Genomic DNA, 20,235 nt, shown 5'->3' on the forward strand with positions numbered 1-20,235 from the left:
CCTTAAGCGACCTGGGATAACCAATTTTTTTCAAAATTTACAGGAGACAGATAGCCTAGCGTTGAGTGCCGTCTCTGTCGGTTATAAAACACTTCTACGTATTCAAAAATGCTCAATTTGGCTTGTTCTCTGCTCTCAAAACGTTCAAAGTGGGTGTGCTCTGTTTTTAAGGTATGGAAAAAACTCTCTGCTACTGCATTGTCATAACAATTGCCCGTACTACTCATGCTAAGCGTTATCTGGTGATGCGCCGATACAGCCTTGAATCCTTTGCTGGTATACTGGCTGCCTCGGTCGGAGTGGTGGATGAGACCTGCAGCAGGCTTCCTCCGTGTTATTGCCTGGCGTAATGCTGCGGCTACTAACTCGGTGGTCATGTGAGCTTGCATATCCATCCCCACGATACTACGAGAGAACAGGTCCAGTACGATAGCAACATACAACCATCCCTCTTGGGTCGGAATATAGGTAATATCTGCTGCCCAGTATTGATCAGGGCGAGTGGCTGTGAACTTCTGCTTGAGTAAATTAGGCGCCACTGCGGCCTTTGGATCGACTATTGTGGTTACCTTAAATCGTTTTTTCATCTTAGCCGCAATATGGGCTGCTTTCATTAGCCGACAAACCCGTTTGCGTGAACAGCGCTCACCTCTAGCTCGTAACTCAGCATGGATACGTGGGCTACCGTAAATTTGGTTGCTTATGGTATAAACCTCTTTAATTTCAGATATTAAACGCTCATCCTCACAATAGCGCTTGGATGGCTCAGCCTTGATAAACTGATAATAGCCACTGCGGGATACACCTAACACGTTGGACATCCTCTCTACGCTGAATTCCCCAGCATGCTTTTGCATAAACTGGTATTTTACTTGCGGGCCACTGAGAAGATGCCCAAGGCTTTTTTTAGGATATCCCTCTCTTCGCGTGCTATCGCCAATTCTTTCCGCAATTGACTGAGCTCAGCATCAGACGCTTTCAGGTATCCTTTGCCCGGGAAAGCCTCTGCACCATCCTTGTTATGCTGATGGACCCACCCTGCCAATGTACTCTTGGGAACTCCCAATTCCTCGCTCAATTGACAGAGCGTTTTACCAGTGCTGTGATACAGCTTTACCGCATTCAGCTTGAATTCCTTATCATAGCTCCTTGATTCCCCTTGATTCATAACTTCACCTCAAAAAGTAACAAAAAATTATACGCTTTGTTCCTCTTCGTTGTGTCCGTTAAAGGGTAGCAAGATCATTTTGTGGTCCGTCACCTGGTGACACAGATTAAATTTCGGATCAATGGCGAACTGCGACTGCACGCTGAGTTATCGTCTGAGGAGGGACAGATGCTCTGTGCCACCATCTACCAGACCATGTGTGATGTCGCTGAGCCGGTGTTTAACCCCCATCGTAGTCAAGATGGCCGGTTAATGCCGTCGCTGCTGAAGACCCGGGCGCTGTATGGTGGCCGGGTCGCCACCCGTCCCACCGATAGTGGGCTATTAATGGTGATCCGACTACTCTATGATCGCGGCAGCAGCCAGCTACAGTTGGAGGATCTCGGGTATCTGCCGGAACAGATTGCAGCGATTAGCCATATGGGCAATCGCCGCTTTGGTATCAATATCCTCTCCGGTCCCACTGGCTCTGGCAAATCCACTACGCTGGAGTGCTTGTTAAAAAAGGTGATCACCACTCGGGAGCAGAAAGCGCATGTGTTAACCATGGAGGATCCGCCGGAGTATCAGATCAAAGGGGCGGTGCAGACGCCGATTATCTGTGATAAAGATGATGATGACGCCATCAACCGGGAGTGGGGCCGCGCCATTGCTAACGCCATGCGTTTAGATCCCGATATTTTAATGTGTGGTGAGGTGCGTGATAGCTACTCAGCAACCGCCACCTTTCGAGCGGCGATGACGGGGCATAGCGTCTGGACCACCCTCCATGCCAATGACGCCTTAGCGATTTTAACCCGTCTCCGTGACATTGGGGTGTCGACCTCACTGTTAGAGGATGCCTCACTGATCACCGGCCTGATCAACCAGGTGCTGGTGAAAAAATTGTGTAGTCACTGTAAGCAGCCTTATCGAACGCAAGCGGCGAGCTGGCCCACTGCCCTACAGCAACGTATCGAGGCCTACTGCGAGGTCGATCAACTCTTTGTACGTGGCAGCGGCTGTGGTCACTGCAACCAGAGCGGCATTGCCGGCCGCACCGTGGTGGCGGAGGTCATTGAGCCTGATGGTAACCTGCTGGAGCTGTTCCTGCGCCAGGGTAAACAGGAGGCCCGCCGTTACTGGATCGGGCAGCGCCAGGGCTGCACTAAAAATCGTAATTTAATCACCTTAATTAATCACGGCCTCATCGATCCGCGGGATGGTGAGCAAGATGTCTGTATGCTCGACCATGATGCCCTCAGTGATGGAGCTCCCTTTCACGCTAGCGGGCTGATGAGTTGAGTAGTGGCGCCCTGGTCATTAGACAAGGAGTTGTGTATGCAATAACGCATTAACCATCGACCGCGCTCGCCGTATTTCAGTGGAGTGCCCCTACCGTTGGTAGGCCATAACGTCAATAGAAAATAAGTTGAACAACGCCTTAGTGCAGCACCGCCAGCCAACGCTGGAATGCTCAGTCGTCAAGGATCTTAAACCAAGCAGGAGCAACCCTTATGAATTGTCAAAACACCCCGCCCTCCCAACGCGGTTTTACCGCCTTAGAATTAATTATTGTCTTGATTATTGGTTTCTCCATTATTGGGCTTTCAGCCGCTAAAATGGCCGACATGATGGACTCATCTAAGGCAACCCGAGCGCTGGATAGCATTGTTAACCTTTCCACAGCCATCAAATCGTTAGCGAACCCTCAAGGTTATGGTGCAACGGGTGATCCTCTTGTCGCCGACCTCATCAATGCTGATGTGGTACCGAAATCGTTAAGACAGCAGGCTGTTGGAGGAGCTACTGCTCTTATGAATCAATGGAATCAACCGGTTTCAGTCAACGTTCATCCTAACGATGTACAAAAATTTGTTATAACCTATCCGGGTATACCCAAATCAGCCTGTAATACACTAGTCAAAGATTTGCTTAATAATTTTTCTGTAGTATCAATAGCTGATAGTACCAATGTCATCACAGCGGTTCCTAGAAATGCCACTCTGGCTGCTATAGTGAATGCCTGCAATGTTGCACCACCAATTGGTCTGGTGTTAAGTGATTAGTCATGAGACAACTGATTAGCCGGTAGAGAACCATTGAAGATCATCAGCGATCACCAGCGGGGTTTCACCCTGCTGGAGGGGCTTGCCGGATTAATCATCTTGATGCTGCTGATCGCTTTGGGCGGCCAGCACCTGCAGCAGCGTCTGGAAGAGCAGCTGCATCGAAACGTCGCCGCGCATCTGCGCATGGTGGCGAACGCCGCAGAGCGCTATCTGCTGGACAGGGATGTCCCATTCAATCTGCAAGAAGAGCGGCAGCGGTGGGAAAACGAGCAAAAAAGCGAACTTAATAACCCTAAACCACCCAAAAATGCACCCCCATACGTACCCCAATCCCTAGAGGAGTGGCGTTACCAACAATTAATCAAGAACAAGTATCTCCCTGACGGCTTCCATCCAACGAATCTCTATGGTCAGTATTATGCCCTTTATGTAGAGGCTAAAACAGCTCCACAACCGCATCAACAGCTGTTGGTCATGACCACCGAAGGCCGGGCCATCCAAGAGAGGTTCCTGCGCCAAAGTGCCCGGTACCTGGGGCGCCAAGGGGGCTATCTCTTTGGAAAAAAGTCTAAAAAAATCACCGGCAGTCAACAGGGATGGTACCTTACGCTGCCGCCCAAAACCCTCTATCAAACCTCCCGCCAAAAAACTGAAAAAAAGTTCACTAAGCCATCGCCTGAGTCTGCTTTATGAAAGTGATCGGCTACGACATTCCGCCCTACTGCATCGTACGACCATGCCTCATCCGCAAGAAAAATTCAACCAGATGGAGACCAACTTAAACCTGCAAGGGCACCAAATTAGGTTTAAAGGCGATAAAACTTCAGGAACGCTTAGTGCCTCAATGATGGAGCTCACCGTTCCGGAGAGCCCAAATCAGGTGAAACTGGCTTGTGACGCCTCCAACCCAACGATTACCGTAACAGATGGTTCTGGAACGCTGGACATTACCGCTCAAAAAGTAGCGTTTTCTGGCCATCAACTGCCCATGAAATGGAGGGATAATGATACTGTCAAGGATTATTCACCATCTGAATTGCACCGCTACTGGAACAAAGTGGCTTACTATGAACTCACTGACGAGAATGATGAAGGGGAGAAAGCAACGCAGTCTTTTGCCAATCAAGTCTGTCAAGAAGCCACAATGCCTGGCAGGGGATCGGAAACGCTTGGACGGCTGTTTATGCTAGGAACCCAGCATCAGCAAACCACTTTCCTTTATCTCTGCACTACTCATCCACAGGGGGAGCTGCGGGCCCACTTACTAAAAAGCATGGACCCATCAGAGTAAACTCCCATGGTCACTACTAGGATAATCCGATTAACCGCTACAGCCACCGAAAAATCGAGCGGGCCGCAGCAGGGCTTCACGCTGTTAGAGACGCTCATGCTGTTAATCGTATACATCAGCGGCTTGCTGCTAATAGCACGGTATGTAGAACAGAACGTCGATGAGCGCTCCGCGACAGCTGCCGCGCAGCAACTGCAGGCCGTCAGCCAACAAGCACAACAACTGGTGAGCGAACGGTGGCCCCTGATCCTGCAGCATCTAGAAAATCAGTATAAAAACACGCCTCCCCCTAACGACCCCTGTTTCCACGAGCTCCCAACGGAGCTACTGGATGCGATTGACCAGAACGATAATCCCTATCAACAAGGCTATCGCATCCTGCTGCACTCTGCAGCAGCAGGTCGCTGGCAACTTTGGGTGCATACCCAGGACGGACGCCCCATTCCAAAACGTGCCTGGTTACGAATCAGCACCCCACTGGGCATTCTCTCTGGTTACACTATGAGTGATAGGATAAAAGGCCCGATCATTCGTGGGCAGCAGAATCTCTGGTCACTGCGCTGGCCGACTGGACTAAAGTCCCCCGGCGAAGGGCATCTAGTCACCAGGCACGATCTCAATCAACTAGCGCTCACCTCAGCTGACTGCCTACTGTACCGTAAAGCCATCAAGGGCACGCCTCAGCTAAATCAAATGCAGACGTCATTAGATCTACAGGGTAATCAAATTATTTTTAACCAGGGCAGCTCGGTTGGCCCTCAGCAGTGGCTGTTAAAAAAAGATCAAAACTCACTGCGAGCGACACTGCGTAATTCAAAATCTTTACCCAGGTTTAATCTAATTGATCTAGAGGATAATCAAGTTATTTTAAACTCTACGGCCATCAGCACCCTTTACAGTTTGCCATTCGGCTGTGATATCCGTAAGGTAGCTGATAAACATTTTATCTACCAAAAAGAAGAACAAAAATGGGTCGCAAACTTCAGACGAGGTAACACACAACAAAGTATATCGACACCGACAACCCTAAAAAAAAGCTCACAACTGCACTGCTTTTGGAATCAGCTACCTTGTCACCCCCTGATAGAAAAATACTCGAAAAAGCCACAATCTTTTGCTGATAAGTTATGCCAGGATAATTCCGAAGCATTTTCAGCTTTAGGCCGACTGTTTATAGCCGTGCCTACCCAAGATAGTAATAATTTATTGTTTATCTGTGGAAAAGAAAAGAAAGGTTCACCAAACAGCCTAAAAGCTTATGCTTTCGAAACATTTCATTATGGTCCGCCAATACCATTACTCTTTGATCGCCCTGAGTTCCTTATTGAACTTCCAGAGAAACTTTCAGAGAAACTTCCAGATAAAAATGTTGAAACAGTCTATCAATTTACAAAAGATACAATCGAAAGAAAATTATATTTTTTCTATGCGATAGATGCCTATAATAGATATGATAGCCTAGGGGATCAATCTGACAAGGAAATTAAAAAATCATTTGAAACACTCTTTAACCCGGTAAATAAAAGGTTAAATTATAAAGTTTCTGACGAAACTATTGATAGTATATTAAAAAGATTAAATAGTTTATTCTCTCATAATTATTTAAAAAAAAATGAATATTTTATCCAATGCACTAAAAACAATAAAAAATATCCTTCAGCACATTATGCTACTTTAAAACATATTTACGAAGAAATTAATACCTATAAAGAAAATGAAAAATATAAAAATTTTACAACAAAATACAATACTACTAGAAAAACTTTATTTAACGAATTTCTTACACAACTTAAAACATTTAATAGAACAAAAACTCAAAGTACCCATCCCGAAGAAAATAAACATATCAATAAGTTAATTTTAAATTGTTTCGAAAAAGAGAAAGATCTTAAAACATTCCCTAGTATTATCAAGTATCCAATAGGGATTAATTTACAAGAAAAAATCACCACCGACGAAGAATATGGAAAAATTTTATCTTTTTTAAAAGAAGGCACAAAGAATATTCATTCAATCCCAGAGTTAAAAGACTCACCTTTTAACGATCTGTCTAATCAAATAAACGATAACTATATAGGAAAAATAGAGTTAGAAAAATTTAAAGAGAGTGTTCTAAAAGATAATAAACTATATACATTCGTTACCAGCTTAAGCTCCTTTGAAGAATTTGAACAGAATTATAAAAAAAATATTAAAGATAAAAAAACTGCAAATTCAATAAAATGGGAACTGATAGATTTAGTTTTGAAGGAAGCTACACCAAGTCCAATCCAATTAAAATTCCTGGGTGATGAACCTCCAGTAGATGACTACTCCAACAGCGTTGATGAATCTTCAGCAAGTGATACCCGCCTCGGCACTGATAGTTCTTCACCCAGTGGTGAACAACTCAGTATTGATGAACCTCCAGTAGATGACTACTCCAAAAGCGTTGATGAATCTTCAGCAAGTGATACCCGCCTCGGCACTGATAGTTCTTCACCCAGTGGTGAGCAACTCAGTATTGATGAACCTCCAGTAGATGACTACTCCAACAGCATTGATGAATCTTCAGCAAGTGATAACCCACTAAGCGAGGGTACGCCTTCACCCAGTGGTGAGCAACTCAGTATTGATGAACCTCCAGTAGATGACTACTCCAAAAACGTTGATGAATCTTCAGCAAGTGATAACCCACTAAGCGAGGGTACGCCTTCACCCAGTGGTGAGCAACTCAGTATTGATGAACCTCCAGTAGATGACCACTCCAAAAGCGTTGATGAATCTTCAGCAAGTGATAACCCACTAAGCGAGGGTACGCCTTCACCCAGTGGTGAGCAACTCAGTATTGATGAACCTCCAGTAGATGACCACTCCAACAGTGTTGATGATGACTCAAAAATCATTGATGATTATGATGACTACCAAAGCATTGATGATGACTGCCGCAGCGAGGATGACTCTTTATCAAATCATCACTCCGCCGAATAACGCAGCTATGTGCCGACTAGGCCAATAAAGGCTACCAGCTTAGCCAACCTGAAGGGAATAGGTAGTGGATTACAACGTGATAGGGCTGGACTGCTGAAGGTTGTTCTGGCAGCTTACCAGCACTGTACCTTCACCTGGATACTGTCTCCCTAGCTGGCAATGAGGTGAAAAATCGGGACAAAATCATGCTATGGTATCCCCATCTACTGTTTGACTGAGGAAACCACCATGTTAACCAGTTCATTACTGTTTTTAGGCTACTGTCTCGGTAGCTTTATCACAATGCTTGCCTACCGTTATCCACGCATGCTACTAGCACGCGGCAAGGCCGCTAAGGAGCTGACGCTGTTTTACCCGCGCTCCCACTGCCCACACTGTCAATACCCCCTGCGCTGGCACGACAATATCCCTTTGTTTAGCTATCTGTGGTTGCGCGGCCGCTGCGCGCACTGTCAAGTGGCCATCGGCTGCTGTTATTGGCTGACTGAAGTGATAACCCTGGGGATCACGCTGCTGCTGCTCTACCAGCAGGCGCCACTGCCACTGGCAGAGCGCTTAGGGTACCTGCTGTTCAGTTGGACAGCGATCGCTTTGGCGGTGATCGATTGGCGTAGTGGACTGCTGCCAGACCGCTTGACCTTAGGGCTGTTGTGGCTCGGGTTGCTGTTCCAGGTGATCACCCAGCAGATCCCGCTCGAGCAAGCGGTGCTGGGAGCGATGGTGGGCTATACGCTGTTGTGGTCGCTCTTTCAAATACACCATAAGCTCACCGGCCGACGCGGCATGGGCTACGGCGACTTTAAATTAACGGCCGCCCTGGGCGCTTGGGTGGGGGTGCAGGCGCTATTCACGGTACTCTGGTTAGCCTCACTGCTGGCGTTGTTGGCTTTTACAGGCTATCTGGGTTGGCATCGACTCACCCACCGCCACACCCAGCGACCGATCGGGCGGCTGCGCTTACCGTTTGGCCCCTACTTAGCGCTGGCCGGCTGGTGGGTGTTGATGCAATACCCCTTGCCACTGGCTGATCTGCTCGGCTGGATAAGCCGGTGATCCGTTATACAGCACCCACAGGCTGACAATGACCCTACCCGCTTAGAGAGGCCGAGTACTCTCCGGCGAGAAGCTTATCTGGACGATGATTTTACTGCTTTAAGCGCGCCTCTGTAGGGGCTGCTAGATAGCGCAAATAATCGATATCGCCGGGGCGTAATACCCAGAGATCCTGCGAACTAAAGCTCTCCTCATACCCCTTTAAACGCCGCACTAGTCGATAGAACTCCAGCTGTTGGCCAAAGGCCTCCGTAAACAGTTGAGCCACCGTAGCATCCCCTTCCCCCCGCAAAGTCTGCGCTCTGCGCTCCGCTTCAGCTAACATTACGGTCATCCGTCGATTCACTTCAGCCAGAATCATAGCAGACTGCTCCTTGCCCTGAGAGCGATGCTCGCTGGCCACCGCTTTGCGTTCAGCCCGCATCCGCTGATAGATAGAATTCGAGACTTCAACCGGTAAATTAATCTGCTTGATCCGCACATCAACCACCTCAATCCCCGCCTCCATCGTGCTATTTTTCCCGCTATTCAGAGAGTTGCGCACCTCTTCCATCAACTCGCCACGCGAACCAGAGACAATATCTTTAATGGTGCGATTACCCATCTCTGAGCGCAGACGATCGCTCACCTTATTTTTAATCAGCCGCTGCGCTTTTCGTAGATCGCCATTCTTCGTGGCTGCGAAATATTTGCCAAAGTCATTAATACGCCACTTGACATAGGAATCTACCATCAGATCTTTTTTCTCAGCAGTAATAAAACGATCCTCGTGACTCTCCATCATTTGGATCCGCGCGTCCAATATTTTGATCCTTTCAATAACCGGTAACTTAAACTGTAATCCAGGTTGCAGAACGCGTATTTGCTGTTGTCCATCGCGCTTCGCTTCCTCAAAACGAAACACGATTCCCCGCTGCCCCTCTCGCACAATCACCAGCGAGGAGCTGATCAGCAGACTCCCGAGTAATAGGGTACTTAGCCAGCGTTTATTCATGGTGATGATCTCCCCTGATCACCCGGTTAGATCCCTGGTGGCTGATAGGCGCTGAGGCCGGCAGTGGGGTCGTCGAGGAGAGTGGCTCCGTAGAGACCGTATGCGCTTGCTGGGCAGCCTCCGGCAATGGATCGGGTCTTGGGGCTTTCATCAACTGCTCTAAGGGCAGTACCATCAGTTGATTGCTTGTAGCATTTCCCAGTAGCACTTTGCGCGTCTTACTGAACACCCGCTCGATAGACTCAATATAGAGCCGTTCCCGCGTTATTTGTGGCGCTTTAAGGTAGTGTGGCAATAATTGGGTAAACCGATCGACCTCACCCTTCGCCCGTAAAATCACCGCCTCTTTGTAGCCCTGCGCCTCTTCCTCTAGACGTTTAGCCTCACCACGGGCTTGCGGTTCACGAGATCTGGCGTAGGCTTCCGCTTCACGAATAAAGCGCTGCTGGTCCTCTTGTGCTGCAATCGCATCGTCAAAGGCCTCTTTAACCTGCTGCGGAGGACGGGCCTGTTGAAAGTTAACATCCGTCACCTCTAACCCCATATCATAAGCAGCGATGATCTTATTCAGCTCTTGCTTAGTATCTGAGCGCACTTTAATCCGCCCCCGGGTGAGCACATTATCCATGGTGGTATGCCCCACAACGTAGCGCAGTGCGCTATCGGTCGCCTGCCGTAAGCTATTATCAGCGTTGGTGACGCTAAATAGATATTTCACCGGATCGACCACTTTGTACTGCACATTCATCTCAACTTGCACCATATTTTCATCTTGGGTTAGCATAGAGCCGGTGGCTGAAAGCCCCCGTACGGTCCCAATATCGACGCGCTGGACTTCGTCTACAAAAATCGCTTTCCAATTTAATCCAGGCGGCACCACTTGTATGAAACGACCAAAACGTGTCACTACCCCTCGCTCAATCTCATGAATAGTATAAAAACCGCACACCCCCCACAGCAGGCCTAGCAGCGCCATGAGGAGTCCAACTCCCTTCATCACCTGCTGCCGGTCGACCGGAGCGTTCCCTGAAGCGGCCTGACGGCTACCTATTTTTTTAGTGAGTTGTGACCAGAGTGTGCTGAGATCGGGGGGCCCCTGTTCAGCTGCCTGATGGCCCTGAGCACGCCTCCCCCAGGGATCACGGTCTGGCCCACTCCCCTCCGGTTGCTTCGCTACCATTGATAACTTCCTCTTTAATAAATAATCAGCGGCTTCAACCCTCAAAAGGGTCTTCAACCCTCACCGGTGTGATACCGGCTGCTAGGTGGTCTAAACAACATACCCTGCCAGTTCCGGAGAGTGTTTGATACAGCGTTGCCAGGCTATCGGGGATAGCCTGATCAGTAACGTAAGACTCCCCTCCTCGGCGAGCTGCTCATGCACAATGGCCCCCAATTGAGACAAGGGTTGACGCAGAGCATAGGCCGTTGCTGGCAATCGCAGGGAGTACTCTACCGTGGTGACTGCCAGGCGCTCACGTAACGCCTGCAACAGCAGTGCTAACCCTCTGTTATCCTGTGCCGAGATCCAAACACGGACCGGAACACCCTGAGCATCACGCTCTACCCCCGGTGGTCGATGGGGGAGCTGATCAATTTTATTCAAGACCAACAACATCGGCACCTGATCGGCGCCAATGTCGGCCAACACCTGGTTGACCGCCTCCATTTTCTCTTGCAGCTGCGGATCAGTCGCATCAACTACCTGTAGTAGTAAGGCAGCTTCACGCGTCTCCTGCAGGGTCGTTTTAAAAGCCGCCACCAAGGTATGCGGCAAGTCACGAATAAACCCAACAGTATCTGCCAGTACGGTGTTCTCCAGACCGGGCGCTGGAAGACGCCTTAAGGTGGGATCCAGTGTCGAAAACAGCTGATCCGCAGTATAACGATCGGCTGCTGTTAGACGATTAAATAGCGTGGTTTTACCCGCATTGGTGTAGCCCACTAAAGCCACCGTGGAGAGCTCGGCACGGGTGCGTGTCCGCCGCCCTTGTTGCCGCTGGGCCTGAAATCGACGCAACCGCTGCAATAATTGGCTGATCCTTCCCTTAATTAAGCGGCGATCACTCTCTAACTGGGTTTCACCCGGACCCCGTAGGCCGATGCCCCCTTTCTGACGCTCTAAGTGAGTCCAACCGCGCACTAATCGGGTTGAGAGATGCCTTAATTGTGCTAACTCAACTTGCAACTTGCCCTCATAACTCTGCGCCCGTTGGGCAAAAATATCTAAAATTAAAGCGGTCCGATCTAAAACACGACAGTGACAGAGCTGTTCGAGATTACGCCCCTGCGCCGGCGACAGCGGCGCATTAAACAGCACCACCGTCGCCTGACTCGCTTTGACTGCCTCAGCAATCTCTTGTGCCTTGCCAAGCCCCACCCAATATTTGGGCTGTATCCTGGCACGACGACCCACCACAACCTGCAGGATCAACACCCCTGCAGCGGCTGCCAGGGATTGAAACTCTTGCAGAGCCTCGGATGTATCGGTCTCTAGCGTTTCAATCTGTACTAAAACAGCACGATCCTGAACTGAGCCAACGGGATGCGTTTCGATCACCTCAAGGTGCCCTCGGTCGGAATAAAAGAGATTGAGCCCCGGTTGACTGGAACGATTTAGTGCGTTTCGATAGCAGGGGTGTTGGTTGGGTGCGCCCTCGGTGAGGTGTTTGGATCGCTATTGTAGTAGGGGACAGCGCGGCTGGGAACCACCGTGGAGATGGCATGTTTATAGACCATCTGGCTAACACTATTTTTTAACAAAATAACAAATTGATCAAATGATTCAATATACCCCTGTAGCTTGATCCCATTAACCAGATAAATAGCCACCGGCACATGTTCGCGCCGCAGTACGTTCAAAAAAGGATCTTGTAAAGTCTGCCCTTTAGCCATCTTATTTTCCCTTGTTATCGTGTGTAGCCCTAAAAATCAACGTCAATGGATCAAAAAATAAAAACAGATAAAAAATTCAACCCTTCACCAGTCGCACGACCGATTGTAGCGCTGTCGCCAATTGGCTGCTATCGAGCCATTGTCGATCAGGCCAGTGTTTCAGCCAAGTCATTTGACGTTTAGCCAACTGCCGAGTCGCACAGATCGCTTGGTAGACCATCTGCTGCTGGCTAATTTCTCCCGCCAAATAACCCCACATTTGCCGATAACCCACGGCACGCAGTGCGGGAAGATCCCGGTGCAAATCACCCCGGTGCCATAAGGTGTGGACCTCCTGTTCAAAACCCGCTGCCAAAATCTGCTGGAACCGCTGCTCAATCTGCCGATGGTGTTGGCTGCGATCGGTGGGCACCAAGGCCACTTGCTTGATCTGATAGGGAAGCGGTCTCTCCATAGGCTGGATCAATTCGGTTAATGGGCGCCCCGTCAGTAAAAACACTTCTAGAGCTCGACTCAGCCGTTGCGTATCATGGGGATGGATGCGCTCAGCCGCGATCGGGTCAATCTGCGCCAGCTGCTGGTGCAAGGCCGGCCAGCCCACTGACGCTGCTTGCGCTGCTAACTGCTGACGTACCCTAGGATCAGCCGCTGGTAGGCAGGCTAGACCCTGCAACAGCACTTTAAAGTAGAGCATCGTGCCCCCCACCAGCAGCGGGATCCGCCCCCTTTGCACGCTCTCGGCGATCGCCTGTAGCGCATCGCGACGAAACTCCGCGGCTGAATAAGCCAGCGTCGGATCGCGAATATCGATGAGACGGTGGGGTACACGCTGACGCTGCTGCCAGGTTGGCTTCGCAGTACCGACATCCATTCCCCGATAGACTAACGCAGAGTCTACACTAATAATATCAACCGGTAGCCGCTGGTGCAAACGCAGGGCAAAATCGCTCTTATTGGAGGCGGTGGGGCCCATCACGCACAGCACCAGAGGTTGGCCTGGTGACATTATGCTACTCTACCACAAAGCGGGCAGCGACGACGGCCAGATCAATCGGCTGTTGCCAAGCCAAAGTATCCGCCACGAGCGATCGGGGCGCATCCCGTTCCACCTCCGCCAATAGCTGGATAGCCTGTGATGGCTGCCAACTGATCTCCAGGGGGGTTAATTGCTGAACTAGCCACGCTACCACCCCCGTGATCTCAGCGTCTGGCAATCGTGCGAGATAATCGAATAGCTGTAAACAGAGCGGCGGCAGATCCTGTGAATAGAGCAGTGCTGGCACGGCTAGTAGCGTGACGACTGGCTCCGCCAATTCCAGCACTAGGGCCAACTGCGCTAATAGATCCTGATAGCGCTGAGCCGCCGCCGCCTGCTCCGCAGAGATCTCAACCCGTAGCGGCACCAGCAACCGCTGTTGGCGAATCACCGTCGGTACGGTAGGCAGCAGCTGCTGCCGCTGCCAGGTGCGTTGCAACAGCGGGAGTGACAGCAAGCTCAAGCCCTGCGCCTGTTCTAGCACAGCATAGCGCTGCTGCCAGACCGTCAAGAAGCGTCCAAAACTGCAGGCTGCTAGCGGTGGCAGCTCTACAGCCAGCGGTGGTTCAACTGGGCGTGGCGGTGCGGCTAGCTGATCAGGCGGTGAGGGCGCTGATTGTAAGAGGGCTTGATAAGGGGCCAACTTGGCAGCCTGCCATCCACCGGGTGTCATAGCCACCGAGGCGCTTAAAGGGCTTCGCCGCGCCGGCGGCGGGGTGGGGTGAATAGCCTGCTCCTGTGCCGGCGGCCGTATGGTCGCAGCCTGAGCGCTCAGGGAGTGCTCACTAGGCGCTCGTCCTCGCTGTTCTCTGGGCCCGCTCTCGCCGGTGACGCCCTGCAAGGCCGCCACCACCGCCTGATAAATCGAACCATGCACGCTACGCGCTTGTTGGAAGCGAACCTCTTGCTTCGTAGGATGGACGTTGACATCGACCTGCTGAGGATCCAGGGTTAAAAATAGCACAAACGCCGGATGCTGCTGTGCAGTCAACCGATCATGATAGGCTTGGCGCACTGCATGAGAGACCACTCTATCGCGTACCACGCGTCCATTAATGGCACAGTATTGGAGATCATTTTGTAAACGTGCCGCACTGGGTGGGGCCACCCAGCCGTGAATCGTCAGTAGTGCCTCCTGTTGTTGACAGATCACTGCGTGCTCAGCAAAAGCCGTGCCACAGGCTGCCGCCAATCGCGGCTGCGGCTGAAGGGGATCGAGTGCTGGCCGATAATGGCGGATCCGCTTGCCATTGTGGGTCAAAATCAGCTCTAACGGCCACTGGCTCAACGCCACTCGCCGCACCACATCATCGATATGACAGAATTCACTCTTAGCACTCCGTAAAAATTTACGCCGCGCCGGGGTATTATAAAAGAGATCGGACACCTCGAAGGTGGTCCCCACGGCATGGGAGGCTGGCTTCAGGAGGTTGCTGGCTTCCCCGCCCTCACAGTAGAGCTGCCACGCTTGGGCTTGCTCGGCAGTGCGGCTCACCAGCATCACCCGGGAGACGGCACTGATACTAGCCAGCGCTTCACCGCGAAACCCTAGGCTAGTCACTGCCTGTAACTCCTCAAACGAGCTAATTTTACTGGTCGCATGCCGTGCTAAAGCCAATGGGAGCTCTGCCTGAGCAATCCCAGAACCATTATCGCGGACACGGATCAGCCCAACACCACCCGCTTCAATATCCAAGGTGATCTGTGTCGCACCCGCATCGATACTATTTTCTAATAGCTCCTTGACGACAGCCGCTGGGCGCTCAACCACTTCTCCAGCAGAAATTTGATTGGCCAGTTGCGGTGACAACACACGGATAGGCATGATTTTCCAGTTAACTGAGGCACTCACAAGACAAACACACGATCCTGACAGCTGGTGACAACCGGCTCGCCTGGTAGCACCATTCTAGCAGTGAAACAGGGGTCAACACTACCCTTGGCTGAAAGCGCCACCAACAATAAACGACTAAAAATAGGCGAGTGTACTCTAAAAAACATAACAAAAAAGTATTAAAAATAAAATTAATATTTGACAGTTTATTTTTAATGATTTATATTTTTGCTGTTTAGTTAAAGATTTTAACCTGATTATGAATGATTTTACAAGTCTCCTACCCTATTTAACTCACTATCCGTTAGAGGAGAGCACTAGAGATGGCGAGGCCTGGCGACCGACAATACTTGCAAAATGCTTATGCAGTATCCCTTGAATTATTAAAAAATAAATTTAAAACCTGGAAAGATCATTTTCTGACTAAAACATACCTCGTCGATAACCCCGATTTTTTTCACAAAATAGTCGAGAGGTTATCAAAAAAAGAGTGTCATGATGCGTACGATGCTTACCTAGAACAGATAGATACCCAACCGAACTTTAATACTGACAAAGCAATCATTAACCAATATCTCAGTGAGATAACGGAAAGCGATCCGCTACGGTGTCAATTCGAACAACTTAAACAGCAGATAATCACGTTAGAACGCTGTTATTGTCTCTATCCTTCTCTGACAACTACCCTGGAAAAATTTTATAATGGGCTCTGCGATAACCTTGGCGAATCAGTCTACAGAGCGCTAAATGACTAAATTTTGATTTCAAAGCATTGCCTACTGAAAAATATTATCCACGCGGTGACCCTGCCCCCTGTGAATAAGCGGAGCAGGGTAGACTCGTTTGATTGGTTGGTATGACCACTGAACTATGAAGCGTTGGCCCTCATAGTTGCCTCAACGATAGTGAAATCTCAATAGCGCTCCTACCCAACCTATTTTAAGAGTGGTCTTAGCGTTTATCCTGGCCATAGTGCGGTGATCGTGGACCGTAGAGGATCCCATTTGAACGCTGCGCAGAGAGCAAACGGTTGGCGGTGATGCCCGCTATTTCATGTCCTTTGTCCATGAGGGTATGAGCAATTTGCTTGATTACTACGCTGACCAGCATCCCCAAAGGAGTGCCAACAGAACCAGAATCCTGCTCACTACTTGAAGCCGTGGCACTGCCAGACCATAGCGTTTTACCGCTCTTGAGATCGACCAATTTAGCCTCTGCCGTCACCCGGGTCTCACTGCTAATGATCTGATACCGGGGGCCGTACTCTTTGATCTCTAAGTAGAGCAGCGCATCGGCTCCGAAAATCTCCTGCATCTTTGTCGCACTGGCCGCACGAATATCGTGGGGTGTCGTCAAACCATTTTGCCGAAAGGTCTCCTCAACCACCGACACTGGAAAGACATAATAACCGGCCTCAGCCAAGGGATAAGTGATCTGCGTCAGTAAACTATGACCCGCTGTGATCTCTAGGGCCTGTTTCCTTCTCTTTGAGAGCAGCCACGAACCGCTATCATTGTCCGTTTTTACCAGAGTGACCGTATTACCACTGGTTGAATCATGAACGAATTCATGACCTAATGCAACTGTTTGACCAGCTTAGTCGGCAGGGGAAGCTCTATTTTTTGCCCAATCCTGAGCTGGCTACTGCTCAGCCGATTGTGGTGCTGGAGCGTGCGCCAAGTGAGCCCATAACGGGTTGCAATGGAAAACAGTGACTCCCCTCGCTGCACGATATGCAGGCGTGGTTGGAAAACCGTCTGGGTTTGAGAGGCCGCTGCTGGCGGCTTGCGAGCCGCTGGCGCCTGGGCCAGCGTAGTGCTTTGCTGGGGTGCTGCGGGCTGTACTCGCTGAGCCGCTTGGAAATAGCGCTTGATGCCACGATAGACTGCGTTGGCTATCTGCTGTTGATGTTGTGGACGCTTCAGCAGGCGCTCCTCCTCCCGATGCGTGATAAAACCGCTCTCAACCAGCAGCGAGGGAATATCGGGTGATTGTAATACCCCTAAGCTGGCATATTCCGGCTCCTGCTTATGCAGTGGAACCACTTTGGCTAACTCCTGAAGCACCGCAATCGCCACCTGCTGGCCCACCTGCTGGGAATGCCCAAATTGCAGATCTAATAGAGTGTGATGGAGATGACTATCGCGCGGTTGTGCTAATAGTGGGGCAGCGCCCCCTAGCAGCTGTGGCTTCGGTTGTGTAAGCCAGCGGCCGACCTCTCGGTAGGCCCGCTGGTTTGATAGTACCCAAATCGAGGCACCACGAGCCTGAGGGTTGGCCGCGCCATCGGCATGAATCGAGATCAACAGCTGTGCCCGCTGTTCGCGTGCTAGGGCCGAGCGCTCTCCCACTGGGATAAACTGGTCACTGCTGCGGATCAGTACGGGTGTAAAGTGGGGGTCCTTCTTCAACAGGGCGGCCAAGCGATGAGCTATCGCCAAGGTGATCTGCTTCTCCTGTGACCCACTCGGACCTACAGCACCGGGATCTTTTCCCCCATGTCCAGCATCAATCGCCACTATAACAGGAGCTACCTTAGCTGGAAGCTGCGGTTTAGGAGGTAGGCTCGGTGCGGATCGCCGCGGTCGCGAGCGAACCACCGGCGGCTGCAGGCGCTTGACACGACGTTGCGGCGAGGCTGATCCAGTGGTGCTAACGACGAGAGAATAACTGAGCAGCAGCAGCCACCCCCAGTGGCTCCAACCCAACCGGCTACTCATCCGTTAACCGTTGCAGCTGCTGTTTCCCCTGGGGAGAGTGCGCCTGCAGCCTCACCTGTCGCCCCGTCGAGTGCGTGCGAAATTGTAGGGTAATATCCGCTTCGGGAATTAACTCCCCGCCCTGTTGTGGCCACTCAATGAGTAGTATCGCGTTATCTTGCTGATAATCCCGAATACCAATCAGCTCTAACTCTGCCGGTTCGACAATACGGTAGAGATCGAAATGGTAGATCTGCCAAGGGGGAAGGGAATAGGACTCTACCAACGTGTAGGTGGGGCTTTTAACGCTACCTTGATGCCCTAAGGCGGTCAGGAAACCTCGACAAAAGGTGGTCTTACCTGCCCCTAATTCACCCTGTAAATAGAGCGTCATCGCTTGAATACAGGCGCGTGCAACGGTGGCCCCTAACGCCTCGGTTGCCGACTCATTCGGCAGCGCTAGGAGTTGGTAACCCATTTCCGTACTCCCTGTCCAGCCATGAGCCTGTGAGGGCTGCTTAACCCTTGCGGGTGCTTCAAGCCCCGTCACGCTGTCGTTTATCATCCGCTCTATTCTATAAGAGGTGGCTGAAAGATCAATAGCCCTGCTGACCGATCGCGGTTTGCATCGGCCGCACCCCTCTAAGATCCTAGATCCTTAAGCGGTTTGCTTAGCTAATGGTAGTGGCCGGTGGAAGCTGATGTTTCCGGGAACTGACGAACTGGCTCGGCCAGTTGTGGCTGATGATGAAACGAGACCTTTGGAGCGGGAAACGAGGCTCGAACTCGCGACCCCGACCTTGGCAAGGTCGTGCTCTACCACTGAGCTATTCCCGCAGTTGACTACCGATGACAGCACTTTGTGGTGGATTCAAAATAACGCTGCCTGCGCATTATACGAAAATTGCCAGGAAGCACAAGGGCCTTAACCAAAAAAATGACCCCCGGGAACCCTGAACCCGGGAGGATTGCTTACAGTGTGTGAACAATAGCCGATGAGTTCTCAGGGATTGAGGAAGGTTTCATATCCTCTTCATTCCCTGTCTGAGGGTCGCTGATCACGAGCATATCCTGCTTTAGGTTAGGGAGGTTAGCGTCACTATCAGTGACGGATCCTTTAATCGAACTATCCGGTTGTTCTTCCAAAAGCGCAAGTCGTAAATTTTTTAAATCATCTTCGGTTAAACGAAAAAATATGTTTTCTTTCAACTCACGTGGAAGTCTCCCAATATTTATTGGGAGACATTCATTGAATAAATCTAATTTTTTCTCTTCTTTTTCAATTTGTTTTTTAATTAAAATATTGAGATCCAATTTTCTTGTAACCTCTGAAGGTTTGTCAATTTTTAATTTTAATGATGATACAGTATTTTTATTAAAAAATAATTTGGTGAATTTTGTCGTATTTCCTGCTGTAATGAACTGACGAATTGTTATTTTATTACCTAAATTTTCTATAAGAATTTTGTCTAATTCCGAATCGTATAATAAATTAGCTATTTTTAAAATAAGAGATATTGGTGTCTGTCCTGCATTATTTGTTACATATAATTTAGCACTGTCTTTTAAGAGAAATGAATGTAATATATTTAAAACATGTATACTGGACGACCCTATAGTATCTAAATTTTCAGCATATCGTTCAACAAATCTATAAGCTTCATCACTAGATAAGTGAACGGCGGTAAACCCTTCTTTATTTTTTACGTTTAAATCTGCGTCATTTTCCAATAAAAATTCTACCATACTTAAACGACTGTCTCTAACAGCCAGGTGAAGTGGAGTATATCCATCTTTATCTTTTATATTTATATTAGCGCCTTTTTCTAACAAACGTTTTAAAGTATCCGGATTATTTCTTAAAACAGCTAGGTGTATTGCAGTACGTTCAAGGTTATCCTTTACATCTACATCTTTTACTTTTTCTAACAAATGGTCTAAAATATCTAGCTGACGGTTGTAGAATCCCCCTAGATCGATACTAATTTCAGCGCACAAGTGAACAATTAAATGAAGTGGAGTATGTCCATAACCATTCTTTATGTTTATATCTACTTCTTCTTTTAATAGACGCTTTACAATATTTAACTGATTAGCCTCGATAGCTCGATGAAGTATAGTATATCCGTTATCATCTTGTTCATTTAAACTTCTTCCTTCTGCTAATAAATCATCTATTTTTGATAAAAAATTTAACTCTGTCGTACTAGACATAAGCTACCATTTGATTAATAAAATAAATAA

The 20,235-nt window shown here is 49.4% G+C and carries 16 protein-coding genes, 1 tRNA gene and 2 pseudogenes; 7 read left to right on the forward strand and 12 right to left on the reverse strand.

What is annotated here, in order from left to right:
- Positions 1-2 precede the first annotated feature (2 nt).
- Positions 3-1,168 (reverse strand): annotated as a pseudogene (locus NL324_RS00250) (IS3 family transposase).
- 81 nt (positions 1,169-1,249) lie between these two features.
- Between NL324_RS00250 and NL324_RS00260 the strand changes: the two are divergent.
- From NL324_RS00260 to NL324_RS00285, 6 genes are all read left to right on the forward strand, one after another.
- The gene (locus tag NL324_RS00260) at positions 1,250-2,452 is read left to right on the forward strand and encodes a GspE/PulE family protein (protein WP_253305851.1); all 1,203 of its coding nucleotides are present in this window, start codon (positions 1,250-1,252) and stop codon (positions 2,450-2,452) included.
- A 212-nt stretch (positions 2,453-2,664) separates the two neighbouring features.
- Positions 2,665-3,216: a type 4 pilus major pilin gene (locus NL324_RS00265; RefSeq protein ID WP_253305852.1), complete on the forward strand. Its 552-nt coding sequence runs from the start codon at positions 2,665-2,667 to the stop codon at positions 3,214-3,216.
- A 33-nt stretch (positions 3,217-3,249) separates the two neighbouring features.
- Complete coding sequence (locus NL324_RS00270; protein WP_253305853.1) at positions 3,250-3,912, forward strand: prepilin-type N-terminal cleavage/methylation domain-containing protein; 663 nt, start codon at positions 3,250-3,252, stop codon at positions 3,910-3,912.
- Between the two features lie 43 nt (positions 3,913-3,955).
- Positions 3,956-4,510 carry a hypothetical protein gene (locus NL324_RS00275; RefSeq protein ID WP_253305854.1) on the forward strand — a complete coding sequence of 185 codons (555 nt, stop codon included), beginning with the start codon at positions 3,956-3,958 and terminating at the stop codon, positions 4,508-4,510.
- A 96-nt stretch (positions 4,511-4,606) separates the two neighbouring features.
- The gene (locus NL324_RS00280) at positions 4,607-7,480 is read left to right on the forward strand and encodes a hypothetical protein (RefSeq protein ID WP_253305855.1); all 2,874 of its coding nucleotides are present in this window, start codon (positions 4,607-4,609) and stop codon (positions 7,478-7,480) included.
- Between the two features lie 228 nt (positions 7,481-7,708).
- Positions 7,709-8,533, forward strand: coding sequence for a prepilin peptidase (locus tag NL324_RS00285; RefSeq protein ID WP_253305856.1), 825 nt, complete (start codon positions 7,709-7,711; stop codon positions 8,531-8,533).
- A 91-nt stretch (positions 8,534-8,624) separates the two neighbouring features.
- On the opposite strand, the gene hflC is transcribed toward NL324_RS00285, so the two are convergent.
- The 6 genes from hflC to mutL all read right to left on the reverse strand — a co-directional run bounded on the left by hflC (position 8,625) and on the right by mutL (position 15,283).
- Positions 8,625-9,527, reverse strand: a complete 903-nt coding sequence (gene hflC, locus NL324_RS00290; protein WP_253305857.1) for a protease modulator HflC — start codon at positions 9,525-9,527, stop codon at positions 8,625-8,627.
- Entirely contained in the window at positions 9,520-10,707 is a 1,188-nt protein-coding gene (gene hflK / locus NL324_RS00295; protein WP_253305858.1) for an FtsH protease activity modulator HflK, read from the reverse strand. The genes hflC and hflK overlap by 8 nt, the downstream gene beginning before the upstream one ends.
- Positions 10,708-10,797: 90 nt before the next feature.
- A complete protein-coding gene (gene hflX, locus NL324_RS00300) occupies positions 10,798-12,087 on the reverse strand; it encodes a ribosome rescue GTPase HflX (RefSeq protein ID WP_253305859.1) in 1,290 nt (429 codons plus the stop codon).
- A gap of 56 nt (positions 12,088-12,143) precedes the next feature.
- Positions 12,144-12,422, reverse strand: a complete 279-nt coding sequence (gene hfq / locus NL324_RS00305) for an RNA chaperone Hfq (protein WP_253305860.1) — start codon at positions 12,420-12,422, stop codon at positions 12,144-12,146.
- A gap of 76 nt (positions 12,423-12,498) precedes the next feature.
- Positions 12,499-13,428: a tRNA (adenosine(37)-N6)-dimethylallyltransferase MiaA gene (gene miaA, locus NL324_RS00310; RefSeq protein WP_253305861.1), complete on the reverse strand. Its 930-nt coding sequence runs from the start codon at positions 13,426-13,428 to the stop codon at positions 12,499-12,501.
- Positions 13,429-13,432: 4 nt separating this feature from the next.
- A complete protein-coding gene (gene mutL / locus NL324_RS00315) occupies positions 13,433-15,283 on the reverse strand; it encodes a DNA mismatch repair endonuclease MutL (protein WP_253305862.1) in 1,851 nt (616 codons plus the stop codon).
- Positions 15,284-15,615: 332 nt separating this feature from the next.
- Here mutL and NL324_RS00320 point away from each other — a divergent pair, with 332 nt between their 5' ends.
- Positions 15,616-16,047, forward strand: coding sequence for a hypothetical protein (locus tag NL324_RS00320; RefSeq protein WP_253305863.1), 432 nt, complete (start codon positions 15,616-15,618; stop codon positions 16,045-16,047).
- Between the two features lie 196 nt (positions 16,048-16,243).
- Here NL324_RS00320 and NL324_RS00325 read toward each other — a convergent pair.
- The 5 genes and pseudogenes from NL324_RS00325 to NL324_RS00345 form a co-directional block, all read right to left on the reverse strand.
- Positions 16,244-16,774: pseudogene (locus tag NL324_RS00325) on the reverse strand (DUF799 domain-containing protein); the annotation flags it as partial.
- Positions 16,775-16,866: 92 nt separating this feature from the next.
- Positions 16,867-18,012 carry an N-acetylmuramoyl-L-alanine amidase gene (locus NL324_RS00330; protein WP_253305864.1) on the reverse strand — a complete coding sequence of 382 codons (1,146 nt, stop codon included), beginning with the start codon at positions 18,010-18,012 and terminating at the stop codon, positions 16,867-16,869.
- Positions 18,005-18,469 (reverse strand): tRNA (adenosine(37)-N6)-threonylcarbamoyltransferase complex ATPase subunit type 1 TsaE, encoded by a 465-nt coding sequence (gene tsaE, locus NL324_RS00335; protein WP_253305865.1) that lies wholly within the window; start codon positions 18,467-18,469, stop codon positions 18,005-18,007. Before tsaE ends, NL324_RS00330 begins: the two co-directional genes overlap by 8 nt.
- 284 nt (positions 18,470-18,753) lie before the next feature.
- Positions 18,754-18,828 (reverse strand) — tRNA-Gly (locus tag NL324_RS00340).
- A 135-nt stretch (positions 18,829-18,963) separates the two neighbouring features.
- Positions 18,964-20,205: an ankyrin repeat domain-containing protein gene (locus NL324_RS00345; protein WP_253305866.1), complete on the reverse strand. Its 1,242-nt coding sequence runs from the start codon at positions 20,203-20,205 to the stop codon at positions 18,964-18,966.
- Positions 20,206-20,235 lie beyond the last annotated feature (30 nt).

This window comes from unidentified bacterial endosymbiont (genome assembly GCF_918320885.1).
GTDB lineage: Bacteria > Pseudomonadota > Gammaproteobacteria > Enterobacterales.